The 25,320-nt window shown below is 72.7% G+C and carries 17 protein-coding genes; 5 read left to right on the forward strand and 12 right to left on the reverse strand.

The window, feature by feature from the left end; translation table 11 throughout:
• Positions 1–14: 14 nt before the first annotated feature.
• Together ABZX96_RS16605 and ABZX96_RS16610 are read right to left on the reverse strand one after the other, a co-directional pair.
• Complete coding sequence (locus tag ABZX96_RS16605) at positions 15–2,060, reverse strand: glycogen debranching N-terminal domain-containing protein (RefSeq protein ID WP_355544530.1); 2,046 nt, start codon at positions 2,058–2,060, stop codon at positions 15–17.
• Positions 2,061–2,169: 109 nt separating this feature from the next.
• Positions 2,170–3,855: a DUF4192 family protein gene (locus tag ABZX96_RS16610; protein WP_355544533.1), complete on the reverse strand. Its 1,686-nt coding sequence runs from the start codon at positions 3,853–3,855 to the stop codon at positions 2,170–2,172.
• Between the two features lie 176 nt (positions 3,856–4,031).
• Here ABZX96_RS16610 and ABZX96_RS16615 point away from each other — a divergent pair, with 176 nt between their 5' ends.
• Together ABZX96_RS16615 and ABZX96_RS16620 are read left to right on the forward strand one after the other, a co-directional pair.
• Positions 4,032–6,197, forward strand: a complete 2,166-nt coding sequence (locus tag ABZX96_RS16615) for a RecQ family ATP-dependent DNA helicase (protein ID WP_355544536.1) — start codon at positions 4,032–4,034, stop codon at positions 6,195–6,197.
• A gap of 240 nt (positions 6,198–6,437) precedes the next feature.
• On the forward strand, positions 6,438–7,181 hold the full coding sequence (locus tag ABZX96_RS16620) for a hypothetical protein (protein WP_355544539.1): 744 nt from the start codon (positions 6,438–6,440) through the stop codon (positions 7,179–7,181).
• Between the two features lie 145 nt (positions 7,182–7,326).
• On the opposite strand, the gene ABZX96_RS16625 is transcribed toward ABZX96_RS16620, so the two are convergent.
• The 5 genes from ABZX96_RS16625 to abc-f all read right to left on the reverse strand — a co-directional run bounded on the left by ABZX96_RS16625 (position 7,327) and on the right by abc-f (position 12,926).
• Positions 7,327–7,971, reverse strand: a complete 645-nt coding sequence (locus ABZX96_RS16625; RefSeq protein ID WP_355544542.1) for a hypothetical protein — start codon at positions 7,969–7,971, stop codon at positions 7,327–7,329.
• Positions 7,972–8,037: 66 nt separating this feature from the next.
• Entirely contained in the window at positions 8,038–8,739 is a 702-nt protein-coding gene (locus tag ABZX96_RS16630; RefSeq protein ID WP_355544544.1) for a ribonuclease HII, read from the reverse strand.
• 382 nt (positions 8,740–9,121) lie between these two features.
• Positions 9,122–10,030, reverse strand: a complete 909-nt coding sequence (locus ABZX96_RS16635; protein WP_355544547.1) for an ADP-ribosylglycohydrolase family protein — start codon at positions 10,028–10,030, stop codon at positions 9,122–9,124.
• Between the two features lie 338 nt (positions 10,031–10,368).
• Positions 10,369–11,028, reverse strand: a complete 660-nt coding sequence (locus ABZX96_RS16640) for a histidine phosphatase family protein (RefSeq protein ID WP_355544550.1) — start codon at positions 11,026–11,028, stop codon at positions 10,369–10,371.
• Positions 11,029–11,312: 284 nt separating this feature from the next.
• On the reverse strand, positions 11,313–12,926 hold the full coding sequence (gene abc-f / locus ABZX96_RS16645) for a ribosomal protection-like ABC-F family protein (RefSeq protein WP_355544553.1): 1,614 nt from the start codon (positions 12,924–12,926) through the stop codon (positions 11,313–11,315).
• Between the two features lie 101 nt (positions 12,927–13,027).
• Here abc-f and ABZX96_RS16650 point away from each other — a divergent pair, with 101 nt between their 5' ends.
• Positions 13,028–13,678, forward strand: a complete 651-nt coding sequence (locus ABZX96_RS16650) for a TetR/AcrR family transcriptional regulator C-terminal ligand-binding domain-containing protein (protein ID WP_355544555.1) — start codon at positions 13,028–13,030, stop codon at positions 13,676–13,678.
• A gap of 133 nt (positions 13,679–13,811) precedes the next feature.
• Here ABZX96_RS16650 and ABZX96_RS16655 read toward each other — a convergent pair whose 3' ends face one another.
• The gene (locus tag ABZX96_RS16655) at positions 13,812–14,417 is read right to left on the reverse strand and encodes a YdbC family protein (protein WP_355544558.1); all 606 of its coding nucleotides are present in this window, start codon (positions 14,415–14,417) and stop codon (positions 13,812–13,814) included.
• Positions 14,418–14,649: 232 nt separating this feature from the next.
• Between ABZX96_RS16655 and ABZX96_RS16660 the strand changes: the two genes are divergently transcribed.
• Complete coding sequence (locus ABZX96_RS16660; protein ID WP_355544561.1) at positions 14,650–15,183, forward strand: TerD family protein; 534 nt, start codon at positions 14,650–14,652, stop codon at positions 15,181–15,183.
• A 599-nt stretch (positions 15,184–15,782) separates the two neighbouring features.
• Here the strand turns inward: ABZX96_RS16660 and ABZX96_RS16665 are convergent.
• Positions 15,783–18,662: a vitamin B12-dependent ribonucleotide reductase gene (locus ABZX96_RS16665; RefSeq protein ID WP_355544564.1), complete on the reverse strand. Its 2,880-nt coding sequence runs from the start codon at positions 18,660–18,662 to the stop codon at positions 15,783–15,785.
• Between the two features lie 121 nt (positions 18,663–18,783).
• Entirely contained in the window at positions 18,784–19,305 is a 522-nt protein-coding gene (gene nrdR / locus ABZX96_RS16670; RefSeq protein WP_355544567.1) for a transcriptional regulator NrdR, read from the reverse strand.
• Between the two features lie 562 nt (positions 19,306–19,867).
• Between nrdR and lexA the strand changes: the two genes are divergently transcribed.
• Entirely contained in the window at positions 19,868–20,659 is a 792-nt protein-coding gene (gene lexA / locus ABZX96_RS16675) for a transcriptional repressor LexA (RefSeq protein ID WP_355544570.1), read from the forward strand.
• Positions 20,660–21,206: 547 nt separating this feature from the next.
• Here lexA and ABZX96_RS16680 read toward each other — a convergent pair.
• Both ABZX96_RS16680 and ABZX96_RS16685 read right to left on the reverse strand, forming a co-directional pair.
• On the reverse strand, positions 21,207–23,198 hold the full coding sequence (locus tag ABZX96_RS16680) for an ATP-dependent DNA helicase (protein ID WP_355544573.1): 1,992 nt from the start codon (positions 23,196–23,198) through the stop codon (positions 21,207–21,209).
• 297 nt (positions 23,199–23,495) lie between these two features.
• Complete coding sequence (locus tag ABZX96_RS16685) at positions 23,496–25,262, reverse strand: IucA/IucC family siderophore biosynthesis protein (protein ID WP_355544575.1); 1,767 nt, start codon at positions 25,260–25,262, stop codon at positions 23,496–23,498.
• Between the last annotated feature and the right edge of the window lie 58 nt (positions 25,263–25,320).

Consider the following 25,320-nt stretch of genomic DNA (forward strand, 5'->3'; position numbering starts at 1 on the left):
GGCCCACGGGGGCCTCAGACGCCCAGTCGCAGACCATCCGCCGCCTCCTCCACCATCCCGAGGCCGAGCCCGCTGATCCGTACGGCGAACGGCTTCCCGGCCACGCTCAGCCCCGTGAACTGCATGCCCCCCAGTGGGGCGCCGCTGACCGGCCGCAGCGCCACCGTCCGCGCGGGGACGTCGGGGCGCACGCCGGCCAGCGCGACCAGTGCGTGCACCGCGCCCGCCGCGGCCACCGCCGCCGGACGGCAGGCCGCCGGATGGGGTACGGGCGCGCCGCCGTCCGTGCGCGGCAGCCCGGCGTACATCTCCGGGAGGCGGTGGGCGAAGGCGGCTGCCGCGTCCAGGAGCCCGCGGACCAGCGCACCGGCCTCCTTCTCGTGCCCGGCGGCGGCCAGCCCGCCGATGGCGACCGCCGTCTCGTGGACCCGTACGGCTCCGCCGCGGTGTCCGAAGGGGCCGTATCCGTTCTCCGTGGTCCCCAGACCGCGCAGGCCCCACCCGGAATCCACCCCGGGCCCGGTCAGCAGCCGCGCCAGGTGCGCGGTCCGCGCCCGGTCGAGCAGGCCGGGGGCCAAAGCCCCGCCGCCGAGCAGGCCGGTGTCCAGGAGGTGGGCGGCGGCGGAACCGAGGTGCGGCACGAGCCGGCCGTCTGCGCTGCGCAGCCCGGCCGGGTGCCCGCCCCCGGGATCGTCCACCCAGAAGTCCGCGGCGAACCGCGCCCGGCGCTCGGCGGCCCACTCCCTCAGCGCCGCCCCGCCCGGGCGCCCGTACGCGTCGAGGAGGGCGGCGCGGTGCGCGTGGGCCTGGATGTGGCAGCGGTACGGCCCTGAGGGCGCGGGGTCGGGGACGTAGCCGCCGATGCGGGTGCCCCGGTCCGCGGCGGTGGCGAGCAGCCAGGTCAGGCAGCGCTGCGCGGTGGGCAGCAACTCCTCGGTGACGCGCTCGGGCAGGCCCCAACGGCGCGCCTCCGCCAGGACGGTGGGGAACAACAGGGTGGCCTCGACACCCGTGCAACTCGGTGGGGCGTACGCGCCCGCGTCCCTCAGCGGGCCGGGCAGGCGGCCGAAGTCCGGCCCGGGCCGGTCCACTTGGGTCCGGGCGAGGCAGCGCAGGGTGCCCTCGGCGAGCCGCGTCCCCACGGGCAGCAGCATCCGGGCCGCCCACAGCGCCTCGGCCGGGGAGAGCCCGCAGCGCCACGGGACGCCCCCGGCGACGAAGAGGTCCCCCGGCGCGCCGGGGCCACGTGTCAGGAGCCCGTGGAGGTCGTCCAGACTCTGGGCCAGCAGCGCCTCGGCCCGGGTGTCGTCACAGCGCAGGACCGCGGCGGACCAGGGAGGGGGTGCCCCCTCGGCAGGGAGCCGGGGATGGGTTGGGGCTTGGCCGCGCGTCCGGTGGGCGTCCGGTGCGGGCTCCAGCCGCACGCGCAGCTCGATGGTGCGGTGGCCACCGGGTGCCACGTCCAGTTCCCAGGTCAGCAGCCCCGTGGACGCCAGGGCGCTCCCGGGCGCCGGGGAGCTCGTGAGGACCGCCCGCAGCCCGGCCGCGGACCAGCGGAAGCCGGAGCCGTGGACGCTCGCGGGCAGCTCCGGCGCGCCCCGGCCCGCCGCGATGGCGCCGAGTTCCGCCAGGTCGGTGCCGAGCCGGATCTCCACCGGGAGCCGGAGCGGGCGCGCGGCGCTGCTGTGCACGGTGATGTGCTCGGTGCCGGCGGCGTGCCGCACGCGCCGCACCCAGATCTCCGGGTCCGGCCCGTGCGCTCCGGCCGGCCGGACCGTCCCGACGAAGAGCGCGCGGTCGGTGGCGGTCGGCCGGCCCTGCAAGGCCAGCGGCTCCGCACCCGCCACCCGCAGTTCGCAGCGGGACAGGACCCGGCGTCCGTTCCGGTAGAAGCCGTCCAGGCCGCGGCCGGTCAGCTGGGCGTGCTCGTGGGAGATCGCCAGGGCCGGGAGGGCCACGCAGATCAGGGCGGAGTGGACGGCGTGCGGCTCCGGTGGCCCGGCGGGCGGGGACGGCGGGGCTTCTGAGGGCCGACGGCCCGGCCGGGTGGTGGGGACCATGCCTGGCACTGTGTGTGCTCCCTGGTGTCTGGACTCCGTGGCGGACTGCGCCACACAGGTGAACGGCGGGGCCGCCGCACCGGTCACGCCGGCCCCGGCCGTTGGACGTTCACGACATGTTCCGGCGTCCGTCGCGCCGCCTGGTCCTGCTCGCGGTGGTGCGGGGGCCGGGGCGAGCGCCGCCGCGGGGCCCGTCGGGACGAGCGGCGCCACCGGGGCGGACGGGCCCCCGGGCACGGGCCCGTCCCCCGCCTTCCACCGCACTGGGGGCCGGGACCGGTTCCGTCCTCATGCGCGTCGGCCCGCCGTTTCGCGCCGCGCCGAGGGGGGACGCCGGTTCGCTCGCCGGACGCGCCGCGCCGCCGACGGGGACGGCGCCGGACGCCACCGCCGGCTCCGCGACCGGCTTCCCTTCGGAGCCGCCGGGCACCTCCTGGCGCGGTGTTCCGGCCGACCCGGGTTTCCGCACGTCGGCGCGCTTTCGTACATCGACACGGCTCCGCACGTCGGGGCGCTCCCGCACGGAGGGCCCGAGTGGTTCCGGCACCGGGACCCGCGGGGGTGCCCAGGCGGACGCCTGCGACGCGGCGGGGGCCACCGGGGCGGCGCGGTCGTCGTCGGCGGGGCGGGCCGCCGACCTGCTGTCGCGTTCCTCGCGCAGGCAGTTCCGCAGCGGCTCGGGGTCGATCCCTCCGTTGATGCCCTCGTACAGGAGCTGGGCGAAGACGTACTCCGGGTCGATGCGCAGCGCGCGGGCCAGGGCCACCCGGGCGAAGGGCTCGTCGCCGGTGGCCCAGGCGACCCACCCGACGAGCGTGAGCGGGGCGACGGCGTGGTCGTCGTACCCGCCGACGCAGCGGCGGCACAGCGCCCGCCACAGCCGCAGCGCCGGGCGTCCGTCGGCTCCCTCCATCCACTCCGCGGCCCGGTCGCGGCAGACGCGGTCCTGCAAGCCGATGATCATCGCGGCGGCCTCCCGGTCCTCGATGATGGCGTCGTCGCAGGCGTCCTTGGCCCGCCGGCTGCCCGCGGACGGCTCCAGGCGGAACCGGTGGATCAGCCGCTCGGTGAGCGCCAGCGTCTCGTGCCGGACGGCCGCGGCCGTCCGCTCGTCCAGCATCCGCGGGAGGAGCCTGCGTGCCGCGGTGTCCAGCGCCTTCTCCTGCTCCTGGGCCCGCGGGCCGGTGCGTGCGGTCAGCCGGGCCTCCATTTCGCGCAGCGACCCGCGGACGCGCAGGCCCGTGTAGGCGGCGGCAGCGGCCATCACCGAGGTGCCCGGCGCCACCATGGGGTTGCCGTCCTTGGGACAGCAGCGGTAGTCCGGGCAGCAGTAGGACCAAAAGCGCCCGTCGGAGAGGCACAGCGCTTCGAGCACGGGGACGTCCAGGGCTCCGCACGCGGTGCGCAGCCGCTGGGCGAGCGGCCGGAGCCGTTCCATGACGTCGCGGCCGGTCTCGCCCCTGCCCGGCTCCTGGCAGAGGTAGACGATGATGCCCCGGAGAGGGTTGCCGCGCAGGCGTCCGGCGGCGGTCACGCAGTCGGCGAGCTGCTCGGACACGTCCGGCCACTGGCGGGAGTCGGCGGGGATGCCGAGCCTGACCCGCCCGCCGAAGCGGGCGCGGTCGCCGTGCAGGCCGACCAGGACGACGCTGTTGTCGGGATAGAAGCCGAGCAGGTACGGGAGCGCGTCGGCGAGTTCGGCCGGGCTGCGGAGCGTGACCCGGGTCTCGCCGGGCGCGGCCTGCGCGGTGGGGGTGGGGTCGGACGGATTCGACGGTTCGATGTGCTGATTCATGGCTCGAAGATCCCGTGCTCCGCGACGCCGCCGCGACCCCTGTGGACAACGGGCGGGTGACGGTCGTTTTCCACAGGCCGCGGCGACAGGTCCCGCCACCCGTCGCGGCACGGTTTTGTCCACAGGCCGCAGGCCACGGTTCGCGCGGTGTCAGTGGCATCGGGTTGCATGGGGCCATGAGCAACGAAGACCTCCGTGCCTCGGCCGACGCCGTCCTGTCCCGCCTCGTCGGGGACCCCGGCGGGACCGCCGCACTCCGCGAGGACCAGTGGCGCGCGATCGAGGCGCTGGTCGCGCACCACCGCCGCGCGCTGGTGGTGCAGCGCACGGGCTGGGGCAAGTCGGCGGTGTATTTCGTGGCCACCGCGCTGCTGCGGGCGCGCGGCGGCGGCCCCACGGTGATCGTCTCCCCGCTGCTCGCGCTCATGCGCAACCAGGTGGACGCCGCCGCGCGGGCGGGGATCCGCGCGCGCACGATCAACTCCTCCAACACCGAGGAGTGGGACACCGTCCAGGCGGAGGTGGCCGCGGGCGAGGTGGACGTGCTCCTGGTATCGCCCGAGCGCCTGAACAACCCCGATTTCCGGGACCAAGTGCTCCCCAAGCTGGCCGCCGCCACCGGCCTGCTGGTGGTGGACGAGGCGCACTGCATCTCGGACTGGGGCCACGACTTCCGGCCCGACTACCGCCGGCTGCGCACGATGCTCGCCGACCTCCCGCCCGGCGTGCCCGTGCTGGCCACGACCGCGACGGCCAACGCCCGCGTGACGGCCGACGTGGCCGAGCAGTTGGGGACGGGCGAGGGCGCCACCGAGGCGCTCGTCCTGCGGGGCTCGCTGGATCGCGAGAGCCTGAGCCTGGGGGTGCTGGCGCTGCCGGACGCCGCGCACCGGCTGGCCTGGCTCGCCGATCACCTGGACGACCTGCCGGGCTCGGGCATCATCTACACGCTGACCGTCGCCGCGGCCGAGGAGGTCGCGGCCTACCTGCGGCAGCGCGGCCACACCGTGGCCTCGTACACCGGCAAGACGGAGAACGCCGACCGGCAGCAGGCCGAGGACGACCTGCTCGGCAACCGCGTCAAGGCGCTGGTGGCGACCTCCGCGCTGGGCATGGGGTTCGACAAGCCGGATCTCGGCTTCGTCGTCCACCTGGGATCGCCGTCCTCCCCCATCGCCTACTACCAGCAGGTGGGCCGTGCGGGGCGCGGTGTGGCGCACGCCGAGGTGCTGCTGCTGCCGGGGCGCGAGGACGAGGCGATCTGGAAGTACTTCGCCTCGCTCGCCTTCCCGCCCGAGGAGCAGGTGCGGCGGACGCTGGAGGTCCTGGCCGCCTCCGACCGGCCGCTCTCCCTTCCCGCTCTGGAACCGCGGGTGGAGCTGCGGCGTTCGCGTCTGGAGACCATGCTCAAGGTGCTCGACGTGGACGGCGCCGTGCACCGCGTCAAGGGCGGCTGGACGGCGACCGGCCGGCCCTGGACGTACGACGCCGAGCGCTACGCCTGGGTGGCGCGGCAGCGCGAGGCCGAGCAGCAGGCCATGCGGGAGTACGCCACCACCACCGACTGCCGGATGGCCTTCCTGCGCCGCCAGTTGGACGACGAGGGCGCCGCGCCCTGTGGGCGGTGCGACAACTGCGCGGGTCCCCGGTTCGCCACCGAGGTGTCCGCCGCCTCCCTGGACGCGGCCCGCGGCGAACTGGGCCGCCCCGGCGTGGAGGTGGAACCCCGGCGCATGTGGCCGACCGGGCTCCCCTCCGTCGGCGTGGACCTCAAGGGCCGTATTCCGCCCGGTGAACAGGCCGCGCCCGGACGCGCCCTGGGGCGGCTCTCGGACATCGGGTGGGGCAACCGCCTCCGGCCGCTGCTCGCTCCGCAGGCGGCGGACGGTCCGGTGCCGGACGACGTGGTGTCCGCGGTGGTGGCGGTGCTCGCCGACTGGGCGAAGGGGCCCGGCGGCTGGGCGTCGGGGGCCGCCGACGCGCCGGCGCGGCCGGTGGGCGTGGTGACGATCGACTCGCGGACCAGGCCGTCGCTGGTGCGTTCCCTGGGCGAGCGCATCGCCTCGGTGGGGCGGATGCCGTTCCTGGGCACCGTGACGTACGCGGACGAGGGCGGCGACACCCGGATTCCGCGCAGCAACAGCGCGCAGCGGCTGCGGGCGCTGCACGGTTCGTTGCGGGTGTCACCGGAGTTGGCCCAGGCGGTGGCGTCCGCTGGCGGCCCGGTCCTGCTCGTGGACGACTACGCCGACACCGGCTGGACGCTCGCGATGGCCGCGCGGCTGCTGCGCAAGGCGTCGGCGAGCGCCGTGTTTCCGCTGGTCCTCGCCGTGCAGGGCTGACCGGAGGGGGTGCTGGGGCGTCATCGGGCGACCTGACGGGAATGCTGGGGGCATCGGCCCGGGCGTATTCGGGCCCGGGCGCGCCCTGCTTGCCGCCCGCGCGTTGCCGCGTGTCTGTACGACCACGAGAATGGCAACCGCTTCCCCACCGGCCGTCCGCGGCCAGGCAGGGGCGCGCCGTGGCGCACCGTAGCGCCCGGCCGCCGCCCGGCCCGTGGACGCGTACACAGAGGGAGGACCGTGTCTTTCGGCTTCGTTCCGTCCGCGCGAGGGGTGCATGCCCCGTCCGCCGACTCCGCCGCGCGACTGAGCCGCATGCTGGAGCCCGCCGAGTGGGCCTCGGCGGGGATCCCGCTGCTGCGCAACCCCCGTGAGATCGTCACCGGGCTCCACGACCGTCACCTGCCACGGCCGTCGACGGCCGTGGTGGCGGTGCTGGACGCGGAGGAACGGGTCCTGGCCAGCGCGTCGTTCCGGCAGGGCGCCGCCGTGCCCGACGGCTGGGACTTCCGCAACGCCCTGCTGGCGAGGCTCCGCCAGGTCGTCCCGCACGACTTACGGCTGCGTGCTCCCGTACGGACGGCGGTGCTGCTCTACTGCCGCGAGGGCACGTCCTGTTGGACGGAGGCGGACGGCGCGTGGATGTGGGGGCTGCGCGACGCCTGCACGCTGCACGGCCTCCGCTGCGGCGCGTACATCACGCTGACCCGCGACGGCTGGCAGGTCCTGGGCGAGGGCCGCGGCGGGCGCCGCCCGCACTCCGGTCTGAGGAGCCGGGGGACCCGCCCCCTGGAGAGCCGGTCGCCCGAAGGGCTCGATCAGGTGGAGGGCGTCCCGCTCGGAACCCCGGGTCCCGCCGCGGCGCGCGGCCGGACGAGCGCGCCGACGCGCCCTTCCGCCCCGCCGCGCAACGGCGGCCCGTCGGCGTCCCGGCGCCCCGGCGGAGGCCCCACGGAGGCCCAGCGGCACACAGCGGCCCGCTGAGGCGTTCCGCCGCGACCACTTCACCGGGGGCCGGGAACGACGCCCCCGACGCGATCTCCGGGCCGGACGGAACGCCGCACGGAGCGCCGGAACGGCAACGAGCCCGGTCGACCGCTACGGCCGCCGGGCTGCTCCGCGCCGCCTGTCAGGCGCCGGCACCGACCAGGGCGTTGATGCGCTGCGGGTCACCGCAGACGATCAACAGGGCACCGGCCCGGGCCATCGCGCCGGACAGCGCGCGCACCGTGGCTTCCTCGGTGCCGCCGTTGACCGCGACGACCACGACCGGGCGTCCGGTGGCGCGCTCGGCCGCGGCGTCCGCGTAGAACACGTCCTCCGCGGCGTCGTGCTGGGCCCAGTAGGACGACTCGCCGAAGGACAGCTCGTGCGCGGCCCACGGGTGGAGGTCGCCGGTCGTCAGGACCAGGATCTCGCCCGGCGGGCGACCGGAGTCCAGCAGCAGGTCGACGGCCTCTTCGGCGGCGTCCAGAGCGCCGCCCTCGGGGGCCGGGATCAGCTGGAGCTGAGCGCCGGAGGCGGTCCCGGTGGCCGCGGCGGGCTTGGGGCCCGGACGCTGTGCCGAAGGAGTGGGGACCGGCCCGCGGGGCGGGGCGGGGGGCCCGGGCTTGCCGGGCCGGGCACTGGCCGCCGGGGCTCCGCGCGGCGGCGCGGGGCGAGGACCGGGGCCGGGAACGGGACGGGGGGTCGGCGCGGTGCGGCCGGCGGCCGGAGTAGCGCGGGGACCCGGGACACTCTCGTGAATCTGAGGCTCCTCGGGGATGAGAGGCATAAAGGGATGTCTATCAAACGTAAGTGCGGAACACGTCATCGGGTACCGAATTCGTGTCCGGACCGCTCAGAAATCGAAGCCGAGTTGGCCACCGGCTTCCAGAGCGGCTGCTTCGGGGAGGACGCGCACCTTCTTCAAGTGCTGCCAGCGCGGCAGGGAGTCCATGTAGGACCACGACAGCCGGTGGTGCGGCGTGGGCCCGAGCTCCTCCAGAGCCTTGCGGTGCACCGGAGAGGGGTAACCGGCGTTGTCCCCGAAGGCGAACTCCACGTGTTCCGCGCCGAGTTCGGCCATCATGGCGTCACGCCGCACCTTCGCGATCACGGATGCCGCGGCCACCGCGACGCAGGACTGATCGCCCTTGATGACCGTACGGACCCGCCAAGGCGCACCCAGGTAGTCGTGCTTGCCGTCGAGGATGACCGCGTCCGGCCGGACCGGCAACGCGTCCAAGGCGCGGGTGGCCGCCAGCCGCAGTGCCGCGGTCATTCCCAGCTCGTCGATCTCCTGAGGAGTGGCGTGCCCCAGCGCGTGCGCCGTGACCCAGGCCCCCAGCTCCTCGGCGAGCTCGTTGCGACGCTTGACGGTAAGGAGCTTGGAATCGGTGAGTCCGGCGGGCGGGCGGCGCAGTCCGGTGACGGCCGCGCAGACGCTGACCGGGCCGGCCCAGGCGCCGCGACCGACTTCGTCTACGCCCGCGATGATCTTGGCGCCGGTCGTGGCGCGCAACGATCGTTCGACGGTGTGGGTGGGGGGCTCGTACGGCATGGCGCCAGTCAGGGTACGCCTAATCGGGTCGGCCTTCCGCATCGGGCACGGTCAGCGCCATGATCACGCGTTCCGTGGACGCCGTGGCGGCTGCTCGGCGAGCTGAGGGCGGCCCGAGCCGGGGACGGACGTCGCGGGCGGACCGTCCGGCTCCGGATCAGGGCGATGACGAGACGAGGCGGCAACCGGAAGGACGGCAAGGCCCGGTGGCCGGCCGCGCATCGGGCCGGAGGGCTCCTTGGCCGGCGGGGCGGCACTCCGGCCACAGCCTCCCGTCCCTCCGGCCACAAACCCCCGCCACTCCGGCCCCGGCCCCCGTCCGGAAACGGCTCCGGGGTCCGGCGTGGGCCTCGCCGACCAGGTGACGCGGCCACCGGGAAAGTCAGGCGGACGGCCCCGGCATCCAGGCCGGCAGAGGCTCGACGCGCTCCCGCCACTCCCGCGGAGGCGCGCCCGCCGGGGAGGACGCCACGATGCCGCCGACGATGGCGCACGTCGTGTCCATGTCGCCACCGGCCTGGGCCGTGGTGCGCATCGCCGCCTCGAAGGCACCGAGGTGCCGGGCCGCGGCCCACAGGGTGAACGGCACGGTGTCATGGGCACTGGTGCGCCGCCCGCATCCCAGAACCGCGGCGACGGTGCCCGGGTCTGCGTAGTCGAGCATGTCCCTGGCACGGCGCAGCCCGGCCTGGACGGCGCTGCGCGGGATCAGCTCCAGCACCCCGTCCAGCAACTCCTCCGGACCGGTCTCCCGGTCCGGATCCGCCACCAGGGCGGTCGCGGCGGCCACCGCCATCGCCCCGACCACCGCCTCCCGGTGCTGGTGCGTGACGTAGGCCGAGATCTCCGCCTGGTGGGTGGCCTGCTCGGGATCACCGGCGTACCAGGCGCCGAGGGGGGCGATCCGCATGGCGGCGCCATTGCCCCAGGAGCCCTGGCCCTTGAAGAGGCCGACCGCCAGTTCGTGCCAGTCCCGGCCCTCCTTGATCGACCGGAGCAGCCGGTCCACGGCGCGGCCGTAGTCCCGGCCGGCGTCGTGGTGCTCGGCGAACGAGCGGGCGAGCGCGTCCTGGTCGATCCGTCCGTGGGTCATCAGCACGGCCAGCACCGAGCAGGCCATTTCGGTGTCGTCGGTCCACTGCCAGGGGGCCGGTGGCAGCTCGTGCCGTTTGAGGAGCGGGTAGCGCGAGGGCCTGGAGAACTCGGTCCCGAAGGCGTCCCCCACGGAGAGCCCGCGCAGGCTGGCGAGGGCCCGCTTCAGGCGGTCGGCGTCACGGTGGTCGGCGGTCATCGGTGTGACTTTAACCGGTGCGGTTCGCGGGACGCCTGATGGATCTCTGCCGTACGCGGTGCCGGGTCCGGCACTACGCCTCCGCGGAGACGACGGAATGACGCGCCTCGCGCATCGGATCGCCAGGTCGGAGGCGGAAGCGCACCCGGCCGGGAGAGGTCACACCATGATCGAGGACGGCGGGGAGCTTGGCTGACTCCCCCAGGGGTGGGAGCCCTTTCGCGGGCCGGGATCCCGTGCCGAGGGGCGGTGGCGCCTCCCGAAGACCGGACGCCGCCCCGTCGGCGCCGGACATCCTCCCCCGGCGCCCTGAAGCGCGCCCTCCCCCACCCGCCGGCTCACCCGGTGAGGCCGTACGGCTCCGGCTCGCACCAGCGGTCGAAGGGGCGGTCCAGGGCATAGCGCCCGTCACCGCCGAGCAGGAGGGTGCGCCACTCGGCGTTGCCCGGATTGCACAGCGACTCGAACTCCGCCACGCTCCAGTGGAACCACCGCATGCAGAACAACCGCATGGTCAGGCCGTGTGTGACGATCAAGACGTTGGGCGGGTGGTCCGGCGCCTCGAAGCTGCGCCACAGACTCTCCAGGAACGCTCCGACCCGGTCGTACACGTCCGCCCCCGACTCACCCTGGGCGAAGCGGTAGAAGAAGTGACCGTAGGCGTCGCGGTACGCCTTCTGCAGCCGTACGTCGTCCCGGTCCTGCCAGTTTCCCCAGTCCTGCTCGCGCAGCCGGGGCTCCTCCCGGACCCGTACCCGCCGCATGTCCAGTCCGAGGGCCTGGAAGGTCTGGTGCGTACGGCGGTACGGCGACACGTACGCGGAGACCTTCTCCTCGCCGAACAGCTCGCGTATGGACTCCCCGGCCCGCTCCGCCTGGAGCAGGCCCCTTTCCGTGAGGCTCAGCGCGTGGTCGGGCTCCCGCTCGTACACCGTGTCGTCGATGTTTCCCTGCGATTCTCCGTGCCGGATGAGAACGATGCGTCGGGGCCGTGCCATGTCGCCACCCTAAAACGCCCGTCCTGCCCATGCCTCACGTCCCCGGTCGCCCACCGGGCGGGCGCCCTGCGCTCATATCCTTTCCCTCACCGCTCACCTTCCGGACTGGTCGTTGTCATTTCCGTACTCGCCGCTGTCAGTCCGTACCGTTGCCGCCCCTTCCACGGTTGCCCCTTCCGCCCCGCGCACCGCCATGGAACCCAGGTCTCCGCACCGCGGCGAACCACCGCCCTCACCACCACCTCCGCCCCGTCCCACCCCCTCTCGCTCCTTCGCCCTCACCCCTAGCCGACCAGCGCCCGGCCGTCTCGTATCGCACACCTACGCCCCGCGAACCGGCTGCTCAGCAAGCGGTCGTGCGAGACCACGACCAGGGCGCCCGGCCAGTCCGCCAGCGCCTGCTCCAGCTCCTCCACCAGGTCGAGCGCCAAGTGGTTGGTCGGCTCGTCCAGCAGCAGGAGATCCGCCGGGCGGGCCAGCAGACGCGCGAGGGCCAGCCGGCGCCGCTGGCCCGCCGACAGCGCGCCGACCGGAATCCGCAGGTCGCGCTCGCGGAACAGCCCGAAGGACAGCAAGAGCCCGGTCAGCTCCTCGGGGGTACCGGCGAGCCCGCGGGCGAAGGCGGTCAGGAGCTCTTCGTTGGGGCGGGTCGTCGGTATCTCCTGGGCGAGGTAGCCGATCCGTCCCCGACGGCGGACGGTGCCCTCCTCCGGCTCCAGCAGGCCCGCCAGCACCCGGAGCAGCGTCGTCTTCCCCGCACCGTTGGCCCCGTGGACGAGCAACCGCTCCCCTGCCGCGACGGACAGGTCGTCCAGTCGCAGCCGGTCCCCCACGCGTAGCCCCTGGACCTCAAGCAGCGCGCCCTCGGCACCACCGGCGCGCGGTGCCGCCCGGAAGCGCAGGGGCTCCGGCGGCTTGGGCACCGGCTCCTCGCGCAGTCTGCGGACGCGCTCCCGCGCGTTGCGCACCCGGGCGGACACCGAGGACTGCACCCGGCCCTTGTCCCGGTCGTACGCCATCTTGTTGCCGTCCTTCATCGCCCTGCCGGGGGCGACGTCACGTGCCGTGCCGGCGGCGAACTCCGTCAGGCGGTCCACTTCCGCGCACCACCGCTCGTACTCCTGCTCCCAGCGCCGACGGGCCGCCGCCTTGGCCGCGAGAAAGGTGCCGTAACCGCCGCCGTAGCGTTCGACGGTGCGCCGGTCGGCGTCGACCTCGACGATCGTGGTGGCGATCCGCTGGAGGAAGAGCCGGTCGTGCGAGACCGCGAGCAGCGTTCCCCGGTGCGCCGACAGCGCGTCCTCCAGCCAGGCCAGCGCCGCGGCGTCCAGGTGGTTGGTCGGCTCGTCGAGCAGCATGACCTCCGGCGACGCCGCTATGAGGCAGGCGAGACCGAGCCGCGCCTGCTCCCCTCCGGAGAGGCTGCCGAGCCGGCGGTCCCGGTCCAGCTCTCCGAGGCCGAGGCCGTGCAGGGCCTTGTCCACGCGGGCGTCCGCCTCGTACCCGCCGCGCAGTTCGAAGAGGGCGAGCAGGTCCCCGTACTCGTCCAGTTCCTCGGGCCCGGCGGCGCCCATCCGCTCTTCCAGGGCGCGCAGTCCGCGCTCCATCGCTCGCAGCTCGGCCAGCGCGGCGTCCACCGCTTCGCGCACCGTCTGCTCCGGCGAGAGGTCCGAGGTCTGGCTCAGGTACCCCACGCCGCCGTCCGCGGCCAGGACGACCCGGCCCTCGTCCGGCTGCTCGATCCCCGCCACGAGGCGCAGCAGCGTCGACTTCCCCGCGCCGTTCTCCCCCACGATGCCGACCCGCTCACCGGGGCGTATCGACAGGGAGACCCGCTCCAGCAGTGAGCGGTCACCGAAGGACTTGGACACCTCGTGCCATGCGACCTGAGTGGGCAAACAGACCTCCCCTTATGACACCGCCATCAACCTAATGCGACAGCAGTAGCGTTACGATCGATGATGGCACAGCCGACCCGCTAATGCAACCGGAGTAGCAATTGAGTGGAAACACGCCTCCCGCACCGCCGCGCCCGGGCACCCGACGCCCCGGGGGCCGCACCGCCCGCACCCGCGCCGCCGTCCGCGACGCGGTCCTGACGGGCCTGGTCGAATACGGGTATCCGGGGCTGACGATCGAGTACGTCGCCGAGCATTCCGGCGTCCACAAGACGACGCTCTACCGGCGGTGGGGAGACCTCGAAGGCCTGGTGGCCGACGCGCTGGTCCTGGCCGGCGAGGACGGCTGGACGCCACCCGACACCGGCTCGCTCGAAGGCGACCTGCGTTCCCTCGCGCGGGAGGTCGTCCAGTCCTTCACCGATCCCGCCATGGGGGCGCCAGGATCGGCGATCATCGCCGCCGCCTTCCAGTCGGAGCGAGCGGCCGATGCCCTGCGGGCCTACTACGCCGAGCGGTTCACCCGTTGCGAGGCCATCGTCGAGCGCGCCGTCTCACGCGGCGAACTGCCCGCGCCCGCGGACGGCATCGACGCCGGGGCCCTGGTGCGCGCCGTCTCCGCACCGATCTTCTTCCGGCTGTTCATCACCCGTGAGCCCATCGACACCCTGCTCGCCGACCAGGCCGCGGCGGCGACGCTGGCCGCGGCCCGCGCGGGGGTCTTCACGCGCGAGGGCACCCCCAGCAGCTGACGCGCACCACCGGCCCGCGGACACGCGGGCCGGTGGCGGACCGGACACGCAGACCGGAGGCGGACCGGACGCACGGGCCGGACGCACGGGCCGGACGCGCCCTCAAGTGGTCAAAAGCCCCGCCCCGGCACCATCAAACCGTCCACGACGGCTCCAGATCCGCGACGTCTCCCGTCACGGACCGCACATCCGCCTCGGTCTGCGCGCGCAGAGCCAGCCGCTCCAACCGTTCGGGCCGGTACTTCCCCCGCTCGGCGGCCGACTGCCACATGGACAGGATCAGGAACTCCTCGCCCGGCGCCCGCCCCAGCAGCCCGCGCAACATGCCCGGCGACCCCGCCATGGCCGGGTTCCAGACCTTCTCCTGCATGAGGGTGAAGTGGTCCACCCGGTCCGCGCGCACCTGGCAGTGCGCGAGCCGCAGCACGTCCGCCTCCTCGAAGACCGGCCGGAAACCGACCTTGACGTCGAACTCGTGCTCGAAGAGGAGGGTTTGCTCGTTGGTGTACGTGCCCATCTGGGCCGCCGCCAGCCGGTCGTGGGAGCGCGCCATGAAGGAGTCGTAGAAGGACCTGCTCTCCCAGAAGGTCACCAGATGAGCGACCCCGGGCCGGGTGCGGCTCCAGCCGCCGCCCTGCCCGCGGAACCCCGGTTCGCCGAGCAGCCCGGCCCATTTCCGCTGCCCCCGTTCGAACCCCCGGCGGTCCACCACCGTGCATCTCATCCACTTGACCAGCACCGCGCCATCGTACGGCCCAGGAGCTCCGCACATCACGGCGCGTCACCTTCCGACCGCCCCTGAACTTCCTTGCGTCCGCGCTCCCTTGGAACGACCGCGCACCCACGCGCCACCGGCGCGCGATCGCCCGCCGGCTCGGCCCCGCGCCCCCTGACCCCTCGCATGGCACCATGGGTAACCGCCGTAAAACCCGTGGCAGTTGTGGAATGCCGCAGTCCACAAGGGGAGTCTCATGAACAGTCTCAACAAGGGGATCGAAAAGGCTCAGGTGGCGCTGAAGTGGGACGCCAGCCCCTTCGGCGCCCCGCCCGTCGATCTCGACATCATCGCGGGGGTGTATCCGGCGGCGGCCCCGTACGGCGACCCGTCCTATCTCGTGCATTTCGGCAGCCGGTCGCCCGACGGCACCATCACCCTCAACCGGGACAGCCGCACGGGCCAGGGTCTGGGCGAGGACGAGGTCATGACCCTGGAGCTGAATCGGCTCGCTCCGGCATATGGACGCGTGGTGGTCGGCGTCGCCATTCAGCAGCGAGAGGGACGGAAGGTTTTCGCGGACGTGGCGCGTTGCTCCGCTCGCATTCGGGAGGGCTACACGGAACTCGCCTCGTACGACTTCGCCGGCGTTTCCGGAGCGAAGGCCGCGGTCATCGCGTCATTCACCCGGCAAGCCGAATCGGGCGTGTGGGAATTCCATGCGGAACTGCGCGGATTCGACACCGACCCGGATTCCTTCGTGCGGGTGATGGGCTCCCGCCCCTCCTGAAAACGGAAGGGTGACGGGGTGATTTCCCATCCCCTCGCGAACGACCGGCAATCACGCCAACCACACGCGCGCACAAGGAAATCGGCCAGCACACACCGGTCGCCGGGACCGTGTTCACACAGGCGCTTCATCACCACGGCGACCACACGCACCACACCTCGCGCGCCACACCCCACGCGCGGGAAAAGCACATAAAAGGTCGCCGAAAAGTCCCTCCCATCCACGACGAAAACCCACCACTCCAGTGCACCGGCAAAGGGGACGGAAGCTCACACGACCCGCTCCGCGCCCCTTCGCCCCGCTCCTCGCACCTATCGGCCGGCATTCCACCCCGTAAAACCCCGTAAAGGCGTGCCCCGGCTTTCCGCACCTCCCGCCACGACAACGCGCCGCACACACCGAAATCCGGCACCGGCGCATCCCGTATATGTGCCGGACAACGGAAGAGAGGGTGCCGACCCATAGGTCGGCACCCTCTCTCAGGATCCCGGCGCCCTCACCGAGCGACGCTCAAGGGCGCGGCCACCGGCCCACGGCCAGCGATCATCGGTCCGCGACCAGCGATCACCAGTCCGTTATCACCGGCCACCGATCCGCGATCAGCTGCACCCGCTGGTGGAGCCGCAGCCCTCGCACAGGTAGCAGCTGCCTGCGCGCTGCATCTTCGTGCCGCAGGAGAAGCACAGCGGCGCGTCGGCGTTGATGCCGAGCTGCATCTCGACCAGTTCGGCGTTGGTGTGCGCCTGCTTGGGAGCCGGGGCGGCGGTCTCCTCGACGACCTTGGCCGAGGGGACGTCCTTCTTCGGCTCCGTCTGCCGCGGCGCGGACTGGGCCAGGCCCTCCACGTCGACGTCCTCGTCGGCCGGCTCGTACGAACCGGTCTCCAGGTGACGCGTGCGCTCCTCCACCGAGTGGATGCCCAGGGCGGAACGGGTCTCGAAGGGCAGGAAGTCCAGCGCCAGGCGGCGGAAGATGTAGTCGACGATCGACTGCGCCATCCGCACGTCCGGGTCGTCCGTCATGCCGGCCGGCTCGAAGCGCATGTTGACGAACTTCGCGACGTACGTCTCCAGCGGCACGCCGTACTGGAGGCCCACCGAGACGGCGATCGAGAAGGCGTCCATCATGCCCGCGAGGGTCGAGCCCTGCTTGGACATCTTCAGGAAGACCTCGCCCAGCCCGTCGTCCGGGTAGGAGTTGGCGGTCATGTAGCCCTCGGCGCCGCCGACCGTGAAGGAGGTGGTGATGCCGGGACGTCCCTTCGGAAGGCGCTTGCGGACCGGGCGGTACTCGACGACCTTCTCGGTCTCGGCCGGGGCCTCGGCCTTCTTCTCCTCCTCCTTCTTCTTGGCGGAGAGCGGCTGGCCGACCTTGCAGTTGTCGCGGTAGATCGCCAGGGCCTTCAGGCCGAGCTTCCAGCCCTCGAAGTAGACCTCCTCGACCTCCTCGACGGTGGCCGACTCGGGCAGGTTCACGGTCTTGGAGATCGCGCCGGACAGGAACGGCTGCGCCGCCGCCATCATCCGGACGTGGCCCATGGCCGAGATCGAGCGCTCGCCCATGGCGCAGTCGAAGACCTCGTAGTGCTCCGCCTTGAGGCCGGGGGCGTCGATCACGTTGCCGTGCTCGGCGATGTGGGCGACGATCGCCTCGACCTGCTCCGGCTGGTAGCCGAGCCGCTTGAGCGCCTTGGGGACCGTGTTGTTCACGATCTGCATGGAGCCGCCGCCGACCAGCTTCTTGAACTTGACGAGCGCCAGGTCCGGCTCGACGCCGGTGGTGTCGCAGTCCATCATCAGGCCGATGGTGCCGGTGGGGGCCAGCACGGAGGCCTGCGCGTTGCGGAAGCCGTTCTTCTCGCCCAGGCGGACGACGTCCTGCCACGCCTCGGTGGCCGCGGCCCAGACCGGGGTGTCCAGGTCGTCCATGCGCTTGGCGGTGTCGTTGGCGTCCGCGTGCTGCTTCATGACGCGCTTGTGGGCGTCGGCGTTGCGGGCGTAGCCGTCGTACGGGCCGACGACCGCGGCCAGCTCGGCCGAACGCTTGTACGACGTGCCGGTCATCAGCGAGGTGATCGCGCCGGCCAGCGCACGGCCGCCGTCCGAGTCGTACGCGTGACCGGTCGCCATCAGGAGGGCGCCCAGGTTGGCGTAGCCGATGCCCAGCTGGCGGAAGGCGCGGGTGGTCTCACCGATCTTCTCGGTGGGGAAGTCCGCGAAGCAGATGGAGATGTCCATCGCGGTGATGACCAGCTCGACGACCTTGGCGAACCGCTCGGCGTCGAAGGACTGGTTGCCCTGGTCGTCGTCGCGCAGGAACTTCATGAGGTTGAGCGAGGCGAGGTTGCACGAGGAGTTGTCCAGGTGCATGTACTCGCTGCACGGGTTGGACGCGGTGATCCGGCCCGACTCCGGCGAGGTGTGCCAGTGGTTGATCGTGTCGTCGTACTGGATGCCCGGGTCGGCGCACGCCCAGGCCGCCTCCGCCATCTTGCGGAACAGGCCCTTGGCGTCGATCTCCTCGATGACCTCGCCGGTCATACGGGCGCGCAGCCCGAACTTGGAGCCCGACTCGACGGCCTTCATGAACTCGTCGTTCACGCGGACCGAGTTGTTGGCGTTCTGGTACTGGACGGAGGTGATGTCCTCGCCGCCCAGGTCCATGTCGAAGCCGGCGTCGCGCAGCGCGCGGACCTTCTCCTCTTCCTTGACCTTGGTGTCGATGAACGCCTCGACGTCCGGGTGGTCCACGTCCAGGACGACCATCTTGGCGGCCCGGCGGGTGGCGCCGCCCGACTTGATCGTTCCGGCGGAGGCGTCCGCGCCGCGCATGAAGGAGACGGGACCGGAGGCGTTGCCGCCCGAGGAGAGCAGCTCCTTGGAGGAGCGGATGCGGGAGAGGTTCAGGCCGGCGCCGGAGCCGCCCTTGAAGATCATCCCCTCTTCCTTGTACCAGTCCAGGATCGACTCCATGGAGTCGTCCACGGACAGGATGAAGCAGGCGCTGACCTGCTGCGGCTGCTTGGTGCCGACGTTGAACCAGACCGGGGAGTTGAAGCTGAAGATCTGGTGCAGCAGCGCGTAGGTGAGCTCCAGCTCGAAGATCTCGGCGTCCGCGGGGGAGGCGAAGTAGCCGTTGTCCTCACCGGACTTGCGGTACGTCTTGACCACGCGGTCGATGAGCTGCTTGAGGCTGGACTCCCGGGTCGGGGAGCCCACCGCGCCACGGAAGTACTTGCTCGTGACGATGTTGACCGCGTTCACCGACCAGAATTCGGGGAACTCGACGCCACGCTGCTCGAAGTTGATCGAGCCGTCGCGCCAGTTGGTCATGACGACGTCACGGCGCTCCCACGTCACCTCGTCGTACGGGTGCACGCCCGGGGTGGTGTGGATGCGCTCGATACGCAGACCCTTGCTCGCCTTGTTGCCGCCCTTGGCGCGGGAGCCTCGTGCCGGGCCGCTCGTCGTCTCTGTCATTCCGCCTCCCTGTACGGGCAAAAACGCCCATATATCCGCACACATTCCCGTGACGGTGTATGTCTTTCTAGGCCTAGGACGTCCTGCTACGTCCCGGCCAGGTCCTGGATTCGCCCCGAACTCAGTCGGCGGCGGTGACGGGTACGGGAGCCGCCCGGCCCCCGTCGTTCCCGTTGTTCTGCGCGGGCGGCGCCTGCTCGCGCTGCTCCCGCAGCTCGGCGATGGCCGCCTCGAAGTCCTCAAGCGAGTCGAAGGCCCGGTACACGGACGCGAAGCGCAGATACGCGACGAGGTCCAGCTCCCGCAGCGGGCCCAGTATGGCGAGCCCCACATCGTGGGTGGACAGCTCGGCGCTACCGGTGGCGCGCACCGCCTCCTCGACCCGCTGGCCGAGCTTGGCCAGCGCGTCCTCGGTGACCGGCCGTCCCTGGCACGCCTTGCGCACACCCACGATGACCTTGTCGCGGCTGAAGGGCTCGGTGACCCCGCTCCGCTTGATCACGGTGAGTGACGCCGTCTCGATGGTCGTGAAGCGGCGGGAGCAGTGGGGGCACTGGCGGCGGCGGCGGATCGACGTGCCGTCGTCGGTGGTGCGGCTGTCGACGACCCGACTGTCGGGGTGCCTGCAGAAGGGGCAGTGCATGGCTTCACCCTCCTCACCCTCGATTGCGGACGCACGCCACCGGCTCCCGGCGTACGACTGATGAACTCCGGCCGGTCCTCACGGGCCCTTCGGAGCGACCCCAAGCATAGGCGATCCCCGGAGCACCGAAGACCGGGCACCACAACTTGTGGGTGGCGGCAGCCATCAAAGCACTAGATGTGGTGGTGGCCGCCCGAAGTCGCCCTAGGCGTGTCGCAGCGGGCCGAGGCGCGCCCGGCCGCCGGAAAGGCGCCGCGGAGGCCGGTTCACGGCCGCCCACGAGGGTACGGGAAGCCCCCCGGCGCGGGGGGCGGCGGGGGCGGGATGACAGAATCGAACGTGTCGCGGGGCGCGCTCCACAGGGACGGTCCCACCGACATACCCGGCCAAAAGCCTCGGGCGGAAGAGTACCGCAATGACCCGAATTGCCTTTTGGCCATACACCTCGGCGCTTGATCAGGTCAGGTAATCCGGAAATTTTCACTCGAACGTGTGTTTGGCGCAACCTTTCGAAAGCAACTACCGTTGGCTAACTAGGGAGCACATTCCGAGAGGGGCCGACGTGACCACCACCGCAGACAGCGCCACCATCACCGCCCAAAGCCACTCCCAGAACCGATTCGAGCAGACGCGGAAACCCCCGATGGACGACGCCACAATCAGCCCGGAGGGGCAGAAGCCCACGCGCTCGCTGCCCGGCCGGCCACCGGGCATCCGGGCCGACAGCTCCGGCCTCACGGACCGGCAGCGCAGGGTCATCGAGGTCATCCGGGATTCGGTCCAGCGCCGCGGCTACCCGCCGTCCATGCGCGAGATCGGCCAGGCCGTGGGCCTCTCCAGCACCTCCTCCGTCGCCCATCAGCTCATGGCCCTGGAGCGCAAGGGCTTCCTGCGGCGCGATCCGCACCGTCCGCGCGCCTACGAGGTGCGCGGCTCCGATCAGCCCAGCACCGCCCCGGCGGACACCGCGGGCAAGCCCGCCGCGTCGTACGTGCCGCTGGTCGGGCGGATCGCCGCGGGCGGCCCCATCCTGGCCGAGGAATCGGTCGAAGACGTGTTCCCGCTCCCCCGGCAGCTCGTCGGCGACGGCGAGCTGTTCGTCCTCAAGGTGGTCGGCGACTCCATGGTCGAGGCCGCGATCTGCGACGGCGACTGGGTCACTGTGCGCCGCCAGCCGGTGGCGGAGAACGGCGACATCGTCGCCGCGATGCTGGACGGCGAGGCGACGGTCAAGCGCTTCAAGCGCGAGGACGGTCACGTCTGGCTGCTGCCGCACAACGCCGCCTACCAGCCGATCCCCGGCGACGAGGCGACGATCCTGGGCAAGGTGGTGGCCGTGCTGCGGCGGGTCTGACCCGCCCCTCACGAACGGGCCCCGGGACCAACTGCGCCGGTCCCGGGGCCCTGCGCTGTCCGGGGGCGGTTGTCGGGCTTCGGCCGGGCGGCCGGTACCGCGTCCGTTTCCGGCCGGACGGGGCCGGGTGTCCGGCACCGGACGGCGGGGCCCGTGAGCCTCGGCGTGCGCCCTGGTAGGGACGTGCGGCGGGTGGTCCGTGCGGGGGCGTGCGCCGGGGTGCGGGGGCGTGGGCGGTCGGCGGGTGATCCTGGGACCGGTGAACGCCGGGGGCGTTGTCCTCAATCGCCGGACGGGCTTGATTCGGCGGCCAACCGCCCCGCAGCCCTCGGAACAGCGACCCCAGCCGCTCAGCCGCTCAGCCGCTCAGCCGCTCAGCCGCTCAGCCGCTCAGCCGCCTGACAGAAATACCCCTTGTCCCGTACACGCCAGGGTATTTCCGAAGCGCGCCGAAAAGGGCCGAGGAATTCCCGGGAACCCCCGGAGATTTCCGACCGGAAATCATCCGGGTACCGCCGCCTCCCTGCCCCTTTCCGCTTTCCCCCGCCTATTTCCCGCCCTTCCCCGTCCCCTCCTCGGCCGCCTTGGCCGCCGCGTCGATGGCCGCCAGCGAGCGCCGCACTTGGTTACGGTCCGTGGTGTACCAGAACTCCGGCATGGACCGGCGCAGGAACGAGCCATACCGCGCCCGCTCCACGCGCGGGTCCAGCACGGCGACCACGCCGCGGTCCCCGGTGGCCCGCACCAGCCGTCCGGCGCCCTGTGCCATCAGCAGCGCGGCGTGCGTCGCCGCCACCGCCATGAAGCCGTTCCCGCCGGCCTCCTCCACCGCCTTCTGGCGGGCGCTCATCAGCGGGTCGTCGGGCCGCGGGAAGGGCACCCGGTCCATGACCACGAGCTGGCAGTTCGGCCCGGGGACGTCCACGCCCTGCCACAGGGACAGCGTGCCGAACAGGCAGGTGCGGGCGTCCGAGGCGAAGGTGCGGATCAGCTCGCCGAGGGTGTCCTCGCCCTGGAGCAGGATCGGCACGTCCAGCCGGCCGCGCAGCGTCTCGGCCGCGGCCTGGGCGGCGCGCATGGACGAGAAGAGGCCGAGTGTCCGGCCGCCAGCCGCCTCGATCAGCTCCGCGAGCTCGTCCAGCATGTCCGTCCGGCTGCCCTCCCGGCCCGGCTGGGCGAGGTGCTTGGCGACGTACAGGATGCCCTGCTTGCCGTAGTCGAACGGGGATCCGACGTCCAGGCCCTTCCACTGGGGGACGTCCTCGCCCTGGGTGCCCTCGGGCGCGAGGCCGAGCGAGGCCGCCACGCCGTTGAAGTCCCCGCCGAGCTTGAGGGTCGCGGAGGTCAGGACGACGGACCGCTCCGCGAACAGCTTCTCGCGCAGCAGCCCCGAGACCGACAGCGGCGCGACCCGCAGCGAGGCGCCGAACCGGTCGTGCCGTTCGTACCAGACCACGTCGTACTCGGAGCCGTTCGCGATCCGCTCGGCCACCGCGTGCACGTTCTCCACGGAGGCGAGCGCCTGCTTGCGGACGGCGTCCTCGTCCTGGACGTTCTTGTCGCGGGTGGAGCCCAGGGCGGAGATGACCGTGCGGGCCGCGTCGCGCAGCGCCATCAGGCAGTGGCCGAGGTCCTCGGGGATCTCCTCCAGGCGGCCGGGCAGCGCCAGCTCCATGAGGCGCTCGAAGGACTCCGCGGCGGTCTGGAGCTGATCGGCGGCCTTCTCGTTGACGAGCTTCGCGGCGCGCCGCACGGCGCGGTTGACCTGCCCCGGGGTGAGTTCGCCGGTGGCCACGCCGGTGACCCGCGAGACCAGTTCGTGGGCCTCGTCGACGATCAGCACCTCGTGCTGCGGCAGGACGGGCGCGCCCTCGATCGCGTCGATGGCCAGCAGCGCGTGGTTGGTGACGATGACGTCGGCGAGCTTGGCCCGCTCGCGCGCCGCCTCGGCGAAGCATTCCGCGCCGTACGCGCACTTCGAGGCCCCCAGGCACTCGCGGGAGGTCACCGAGACCTGGGCCCAGGCGCGGTCGGAGACGCCGGGGGTGAGGTTGTCCCGGTCGCCGGTCTCGGTCTCGTCCGCCCAGTCCCGCAGGCGCAGCAGGTCCTTGCCGAGCTTGCTGGTCGGCGTGGCCTGCTCGAAGGGGTCGAAGAGCCCGTCCTCCTCTTCCTGCGGGACGCCCTCGTGGAGGCGGTGCAGGCACAGGTAGTTGGAGCGGCCCTTGAGCATGGCGAACTCCGGGCGGCGGCGCAGCTGGGGGTGGAGCGCGTCGACCGTGCGCGGGAGATCACGTTCGACGAGCTGGCGCTGCAGCGCCAGGGTGGCGGTCGCGACCACCACCCGCTCACCGTGCGCCAGCGCGGGCACCAGGTAGCCGAGGGACTTGCCGGTGCCGGTGCCGGCCTGCACGAGCAGATGGGCCTGGTCGTCGACCGCCTCGGCGACGGCTTCGGCCATGGCGACCTGGCCGGGACGCTCGGTGCCGCCGACGGCGGAGACGGCGGCGTGCAGCAGATCGGGGAGGGAGGGCTTCGTCATAGCGCTGCCACCCTACGCGGGACCACTGACAACGGGCCGGGGCCCTCCACCCGGACGCCCGGGAATCGATCACCACGGGTGCCGTGTGAACGCGCGCCCCGGGGCCAGGGAAACCGATCAAGGCCGATCGCCAATGGAGGACGAACCGATCACCGCCGACCGAAAGCCGGGCAACGGGACGAGGACGAGAAGCAGCACACCCGTCCCCGGCGAGAACGAGGAAGGAGACGAGCGGCACACGCGTCCCCGACGACCGGCGGCAGTGATCGCCGCCTACCCCGGTACCCCGCCGGCCGCTCAGTGGAGGCTGAGCGGATTGGGCACGGTCCCGTGGACGGCCGCGTGCGGGCGCAGGGCCCGGTCGCGGTACCCGTCCAGGTGCAGCCGGTTGCGGTTCAGGCACAGCCGGTCGATGCGCGGCGTGAGCAGGTCGAAGCTCTCGTAGCGGTCCTTCAGGTGCGGGAAACGTTCCTGGTGCCGGAGGATCTCCGCGCGCACGAGGGCCCAGAACTCGTCCTCGGGGACGCCCAGTTGCTGCTCGCACAACGGGGCCAGGTAGCGGAACACGCCGACGAACAGGCCGGAGTGGATGAACTGGGTGAGGAAGGCGGGCGGCTCGGTGAGCAGGACGGCGCGCACGTCGGGCGGCATGGAGGCGTGCTCGGGGAGCGGTTCGGCACTGGTGTTGACGTCGTCGACGAAGTCCTTGACCGCCAGCCGGGTCGGCACGTCGTGCTCGTCGAAGACCACGATGGCGTTCTCGCCGTGCGGGGAGAACACGGTCCCGTAGTGGTAGAGGAAGCGCAGCAGCGGCGGCAGGAGGGCGGCGAAGAGGTGCCGCAGCCACACCCGGGGGGCGAGCCCCGAGCGGCGGACGAGTTCGGCGGTTAACGCCCGCCCGTCCGGATCGGTCTGGAGGAGGGAGGCGAGCGTGCGGGCGCGCTCGCCGGGGTCGAGGTAGCGGGTGATCGGCTCGCGCCAGATGCAGCCCAGCAGTTCCTTGTACTGGTAGGGGACGCCGGGCAGCCGGTCGTACAGGGGGTGTTCGACGGTGACGGAGGCGGTCTCGCCGAGCAGGATGACGCGGGTCTCGTCGCGCAGGTACGGGTCCGCGTCGCGCAGGCCCAGCACCCAGGAGGTGACGGCGGGGGCCGCGATGGTGCGCTCGGTGGGCAGGCCGCGCCAGACCAGGGTGTTGAGGATGGACAGCGGGAGTTTGACCGTACGGGCCTGTGGGCGGCTGGTGTTCAGGAAGGTGCGGATGGACTGCTGCGGCAGCCGCAGGTCGTTGTCAGTGGGCAGGGGGATGATGGTGGCGTCGGCGAGCTGCGGCGCGAAGAGGGGGGCGATGGTCTCGTCCCACTGCCAGGGGTGGACGGGCAGGCAGAGGTAGTCGGCCGGGTCGCGGTGCCGGGAGGAGATGGCGCGGGCGAAGGTGTCGCGGGTGCGGGGGCTCAGCTCCTCGCCGTAGAGACGATCGGGGGTGGCCAGAGCGGGAACACCGCGATAGGTGGCGAGGTCGCGGTGGGCGGCGAGCCAGGGCAGCCGCTGCGGCGTGCGCGCCTCGGGGGCCCAGCGGGCGGCGTCGGCGGCGGAGAAGCCGAGGCGGCCCTTGTTGGCCACGAGCCAGGGGTGGCCGGTCTGGTGGCCTTCGAGTGCGGCGTAGTCCAGGTCGGCGAGTTCGGCCACGCCCAGGGCGGTGGCGTCCAGCCGGGTGTCGGCCGCGAGGGTGGCGGTCAGCTCGCGGATGAGGTGGCCGGTGGTGTCGCCGGACAGGCCCAGGACGGTCGCGTGGGCGTGGGTGAGGAAGTGCAGGGGGTCGCCGCTGGGGGTGATGGAGGCGGGCTCGACGCGCCAGTGCCCGTATGCCCCGCGGCGGGCGTGGAAGCGGTAGACGACGTCGTCGGCGAGGGGGAGGCGGTAACACGGAGTGCCGTCCGGGGAGACACCGTCCGGCTCGGGCGTGATGACCTCCTCGTACGCGAACTCCGCCAGGATCTTGGCGAGCAGCCGTCGCGCGGCGTGCTGCCAGGCGGTGTGCGAGGGCTGGGGGGAAGGAGACAAGGCGGACTCCTCGGGATGGGACCTGGGCTGCGCTGAACGGGGCAAGACACGGCATGGG

This window comes from Streptomyces sp. NPDC003077 (genome assembly GCF_040611095.1).
In the GTDB taxonomy this organism is placed as follows: Bacteria; Actinomycetota; Actinomycetes; order Streptomycetales; family Streptomycetaceae; genus Streptomyces.

Coding starts and splice junctions, on each gene's coding strand:
- ABZX96_RS16605 (WP_355544530.1), bottom strand. CDS start 2,060: ATGGTCCCCACCACCCGGCCGGGCCGTCGGCCCTCAGAAGCCCCGCCG.
- ABZX96_RS16610 (WP_355544533.1), bottom strand. CDS start 3,855: ATGAATCAGCACATCGAACCGTCGAATCCGTCCGACCCCACCCCCACC.
- ABZX96_RS16615 (WP_355544536.1), top strand. CDS start 4,032: ATGAGCAACGAAGACCTCCGTGCCTCGGCCGACGCCGTCCTGTCCCGC.
- ABZX96_RS16625 (WP_355544542.1), bottom strand. CDS start 7,971: ATGCCTCTCATCCCCGAGGAGCCTCAGATTCACGAGAGTGTCCCGGGT.
- ABZX96_RS16630 (WP_355544544.1), bottom strand. CDS start 8,739: ATGCCGTACGAGCCCCCCACCCACACCGTCGAACGATCGTTGCGCGCC.
- ABZX96_RS16635 (WP_355544547.1), bottom strand. CDS start 10,030: ATGACCGCCGACCACCGTGACGCCGACCGCCTGAAGCGGGCCCTCGCC.
- ABZX96_RS16640 (WP_355544550.1), bottom strand. CDS start 11,028: ATGGCACGGCCCCGACGCATCGTTCTCATCCGGCACGGAGAATCGCAG.
- ABZX96_RS16660 (WP_355544561.1), top strand. CDS start 14,650: ATGAACAGTCTCAACAAGGGGATCGAAAAGGCTCAGGTGGCGCTGAAG.
- ABZX96_RS16665 (WP_355544564.1), bottom strand. CDS start 18,662: ATGACAGAGACGACGAGCGGCCCGGCACGAGGCTCCCGCGCCAAGGGC.
- nrdR (WP_355544567.1), bottom strand. CDS start 19,305: ATGCACTGCCCCTTCTGCAGGCACCCCGACAGTCGGGTCGTCGACAGC.
- ABZX96_RS16680 (WP_355544573.1), bottom strand. CDS start 23,198: ATGACGAAGCCCTCCCTCCCCGATCTGCTGCACGCCGCCGTCTCCGCC.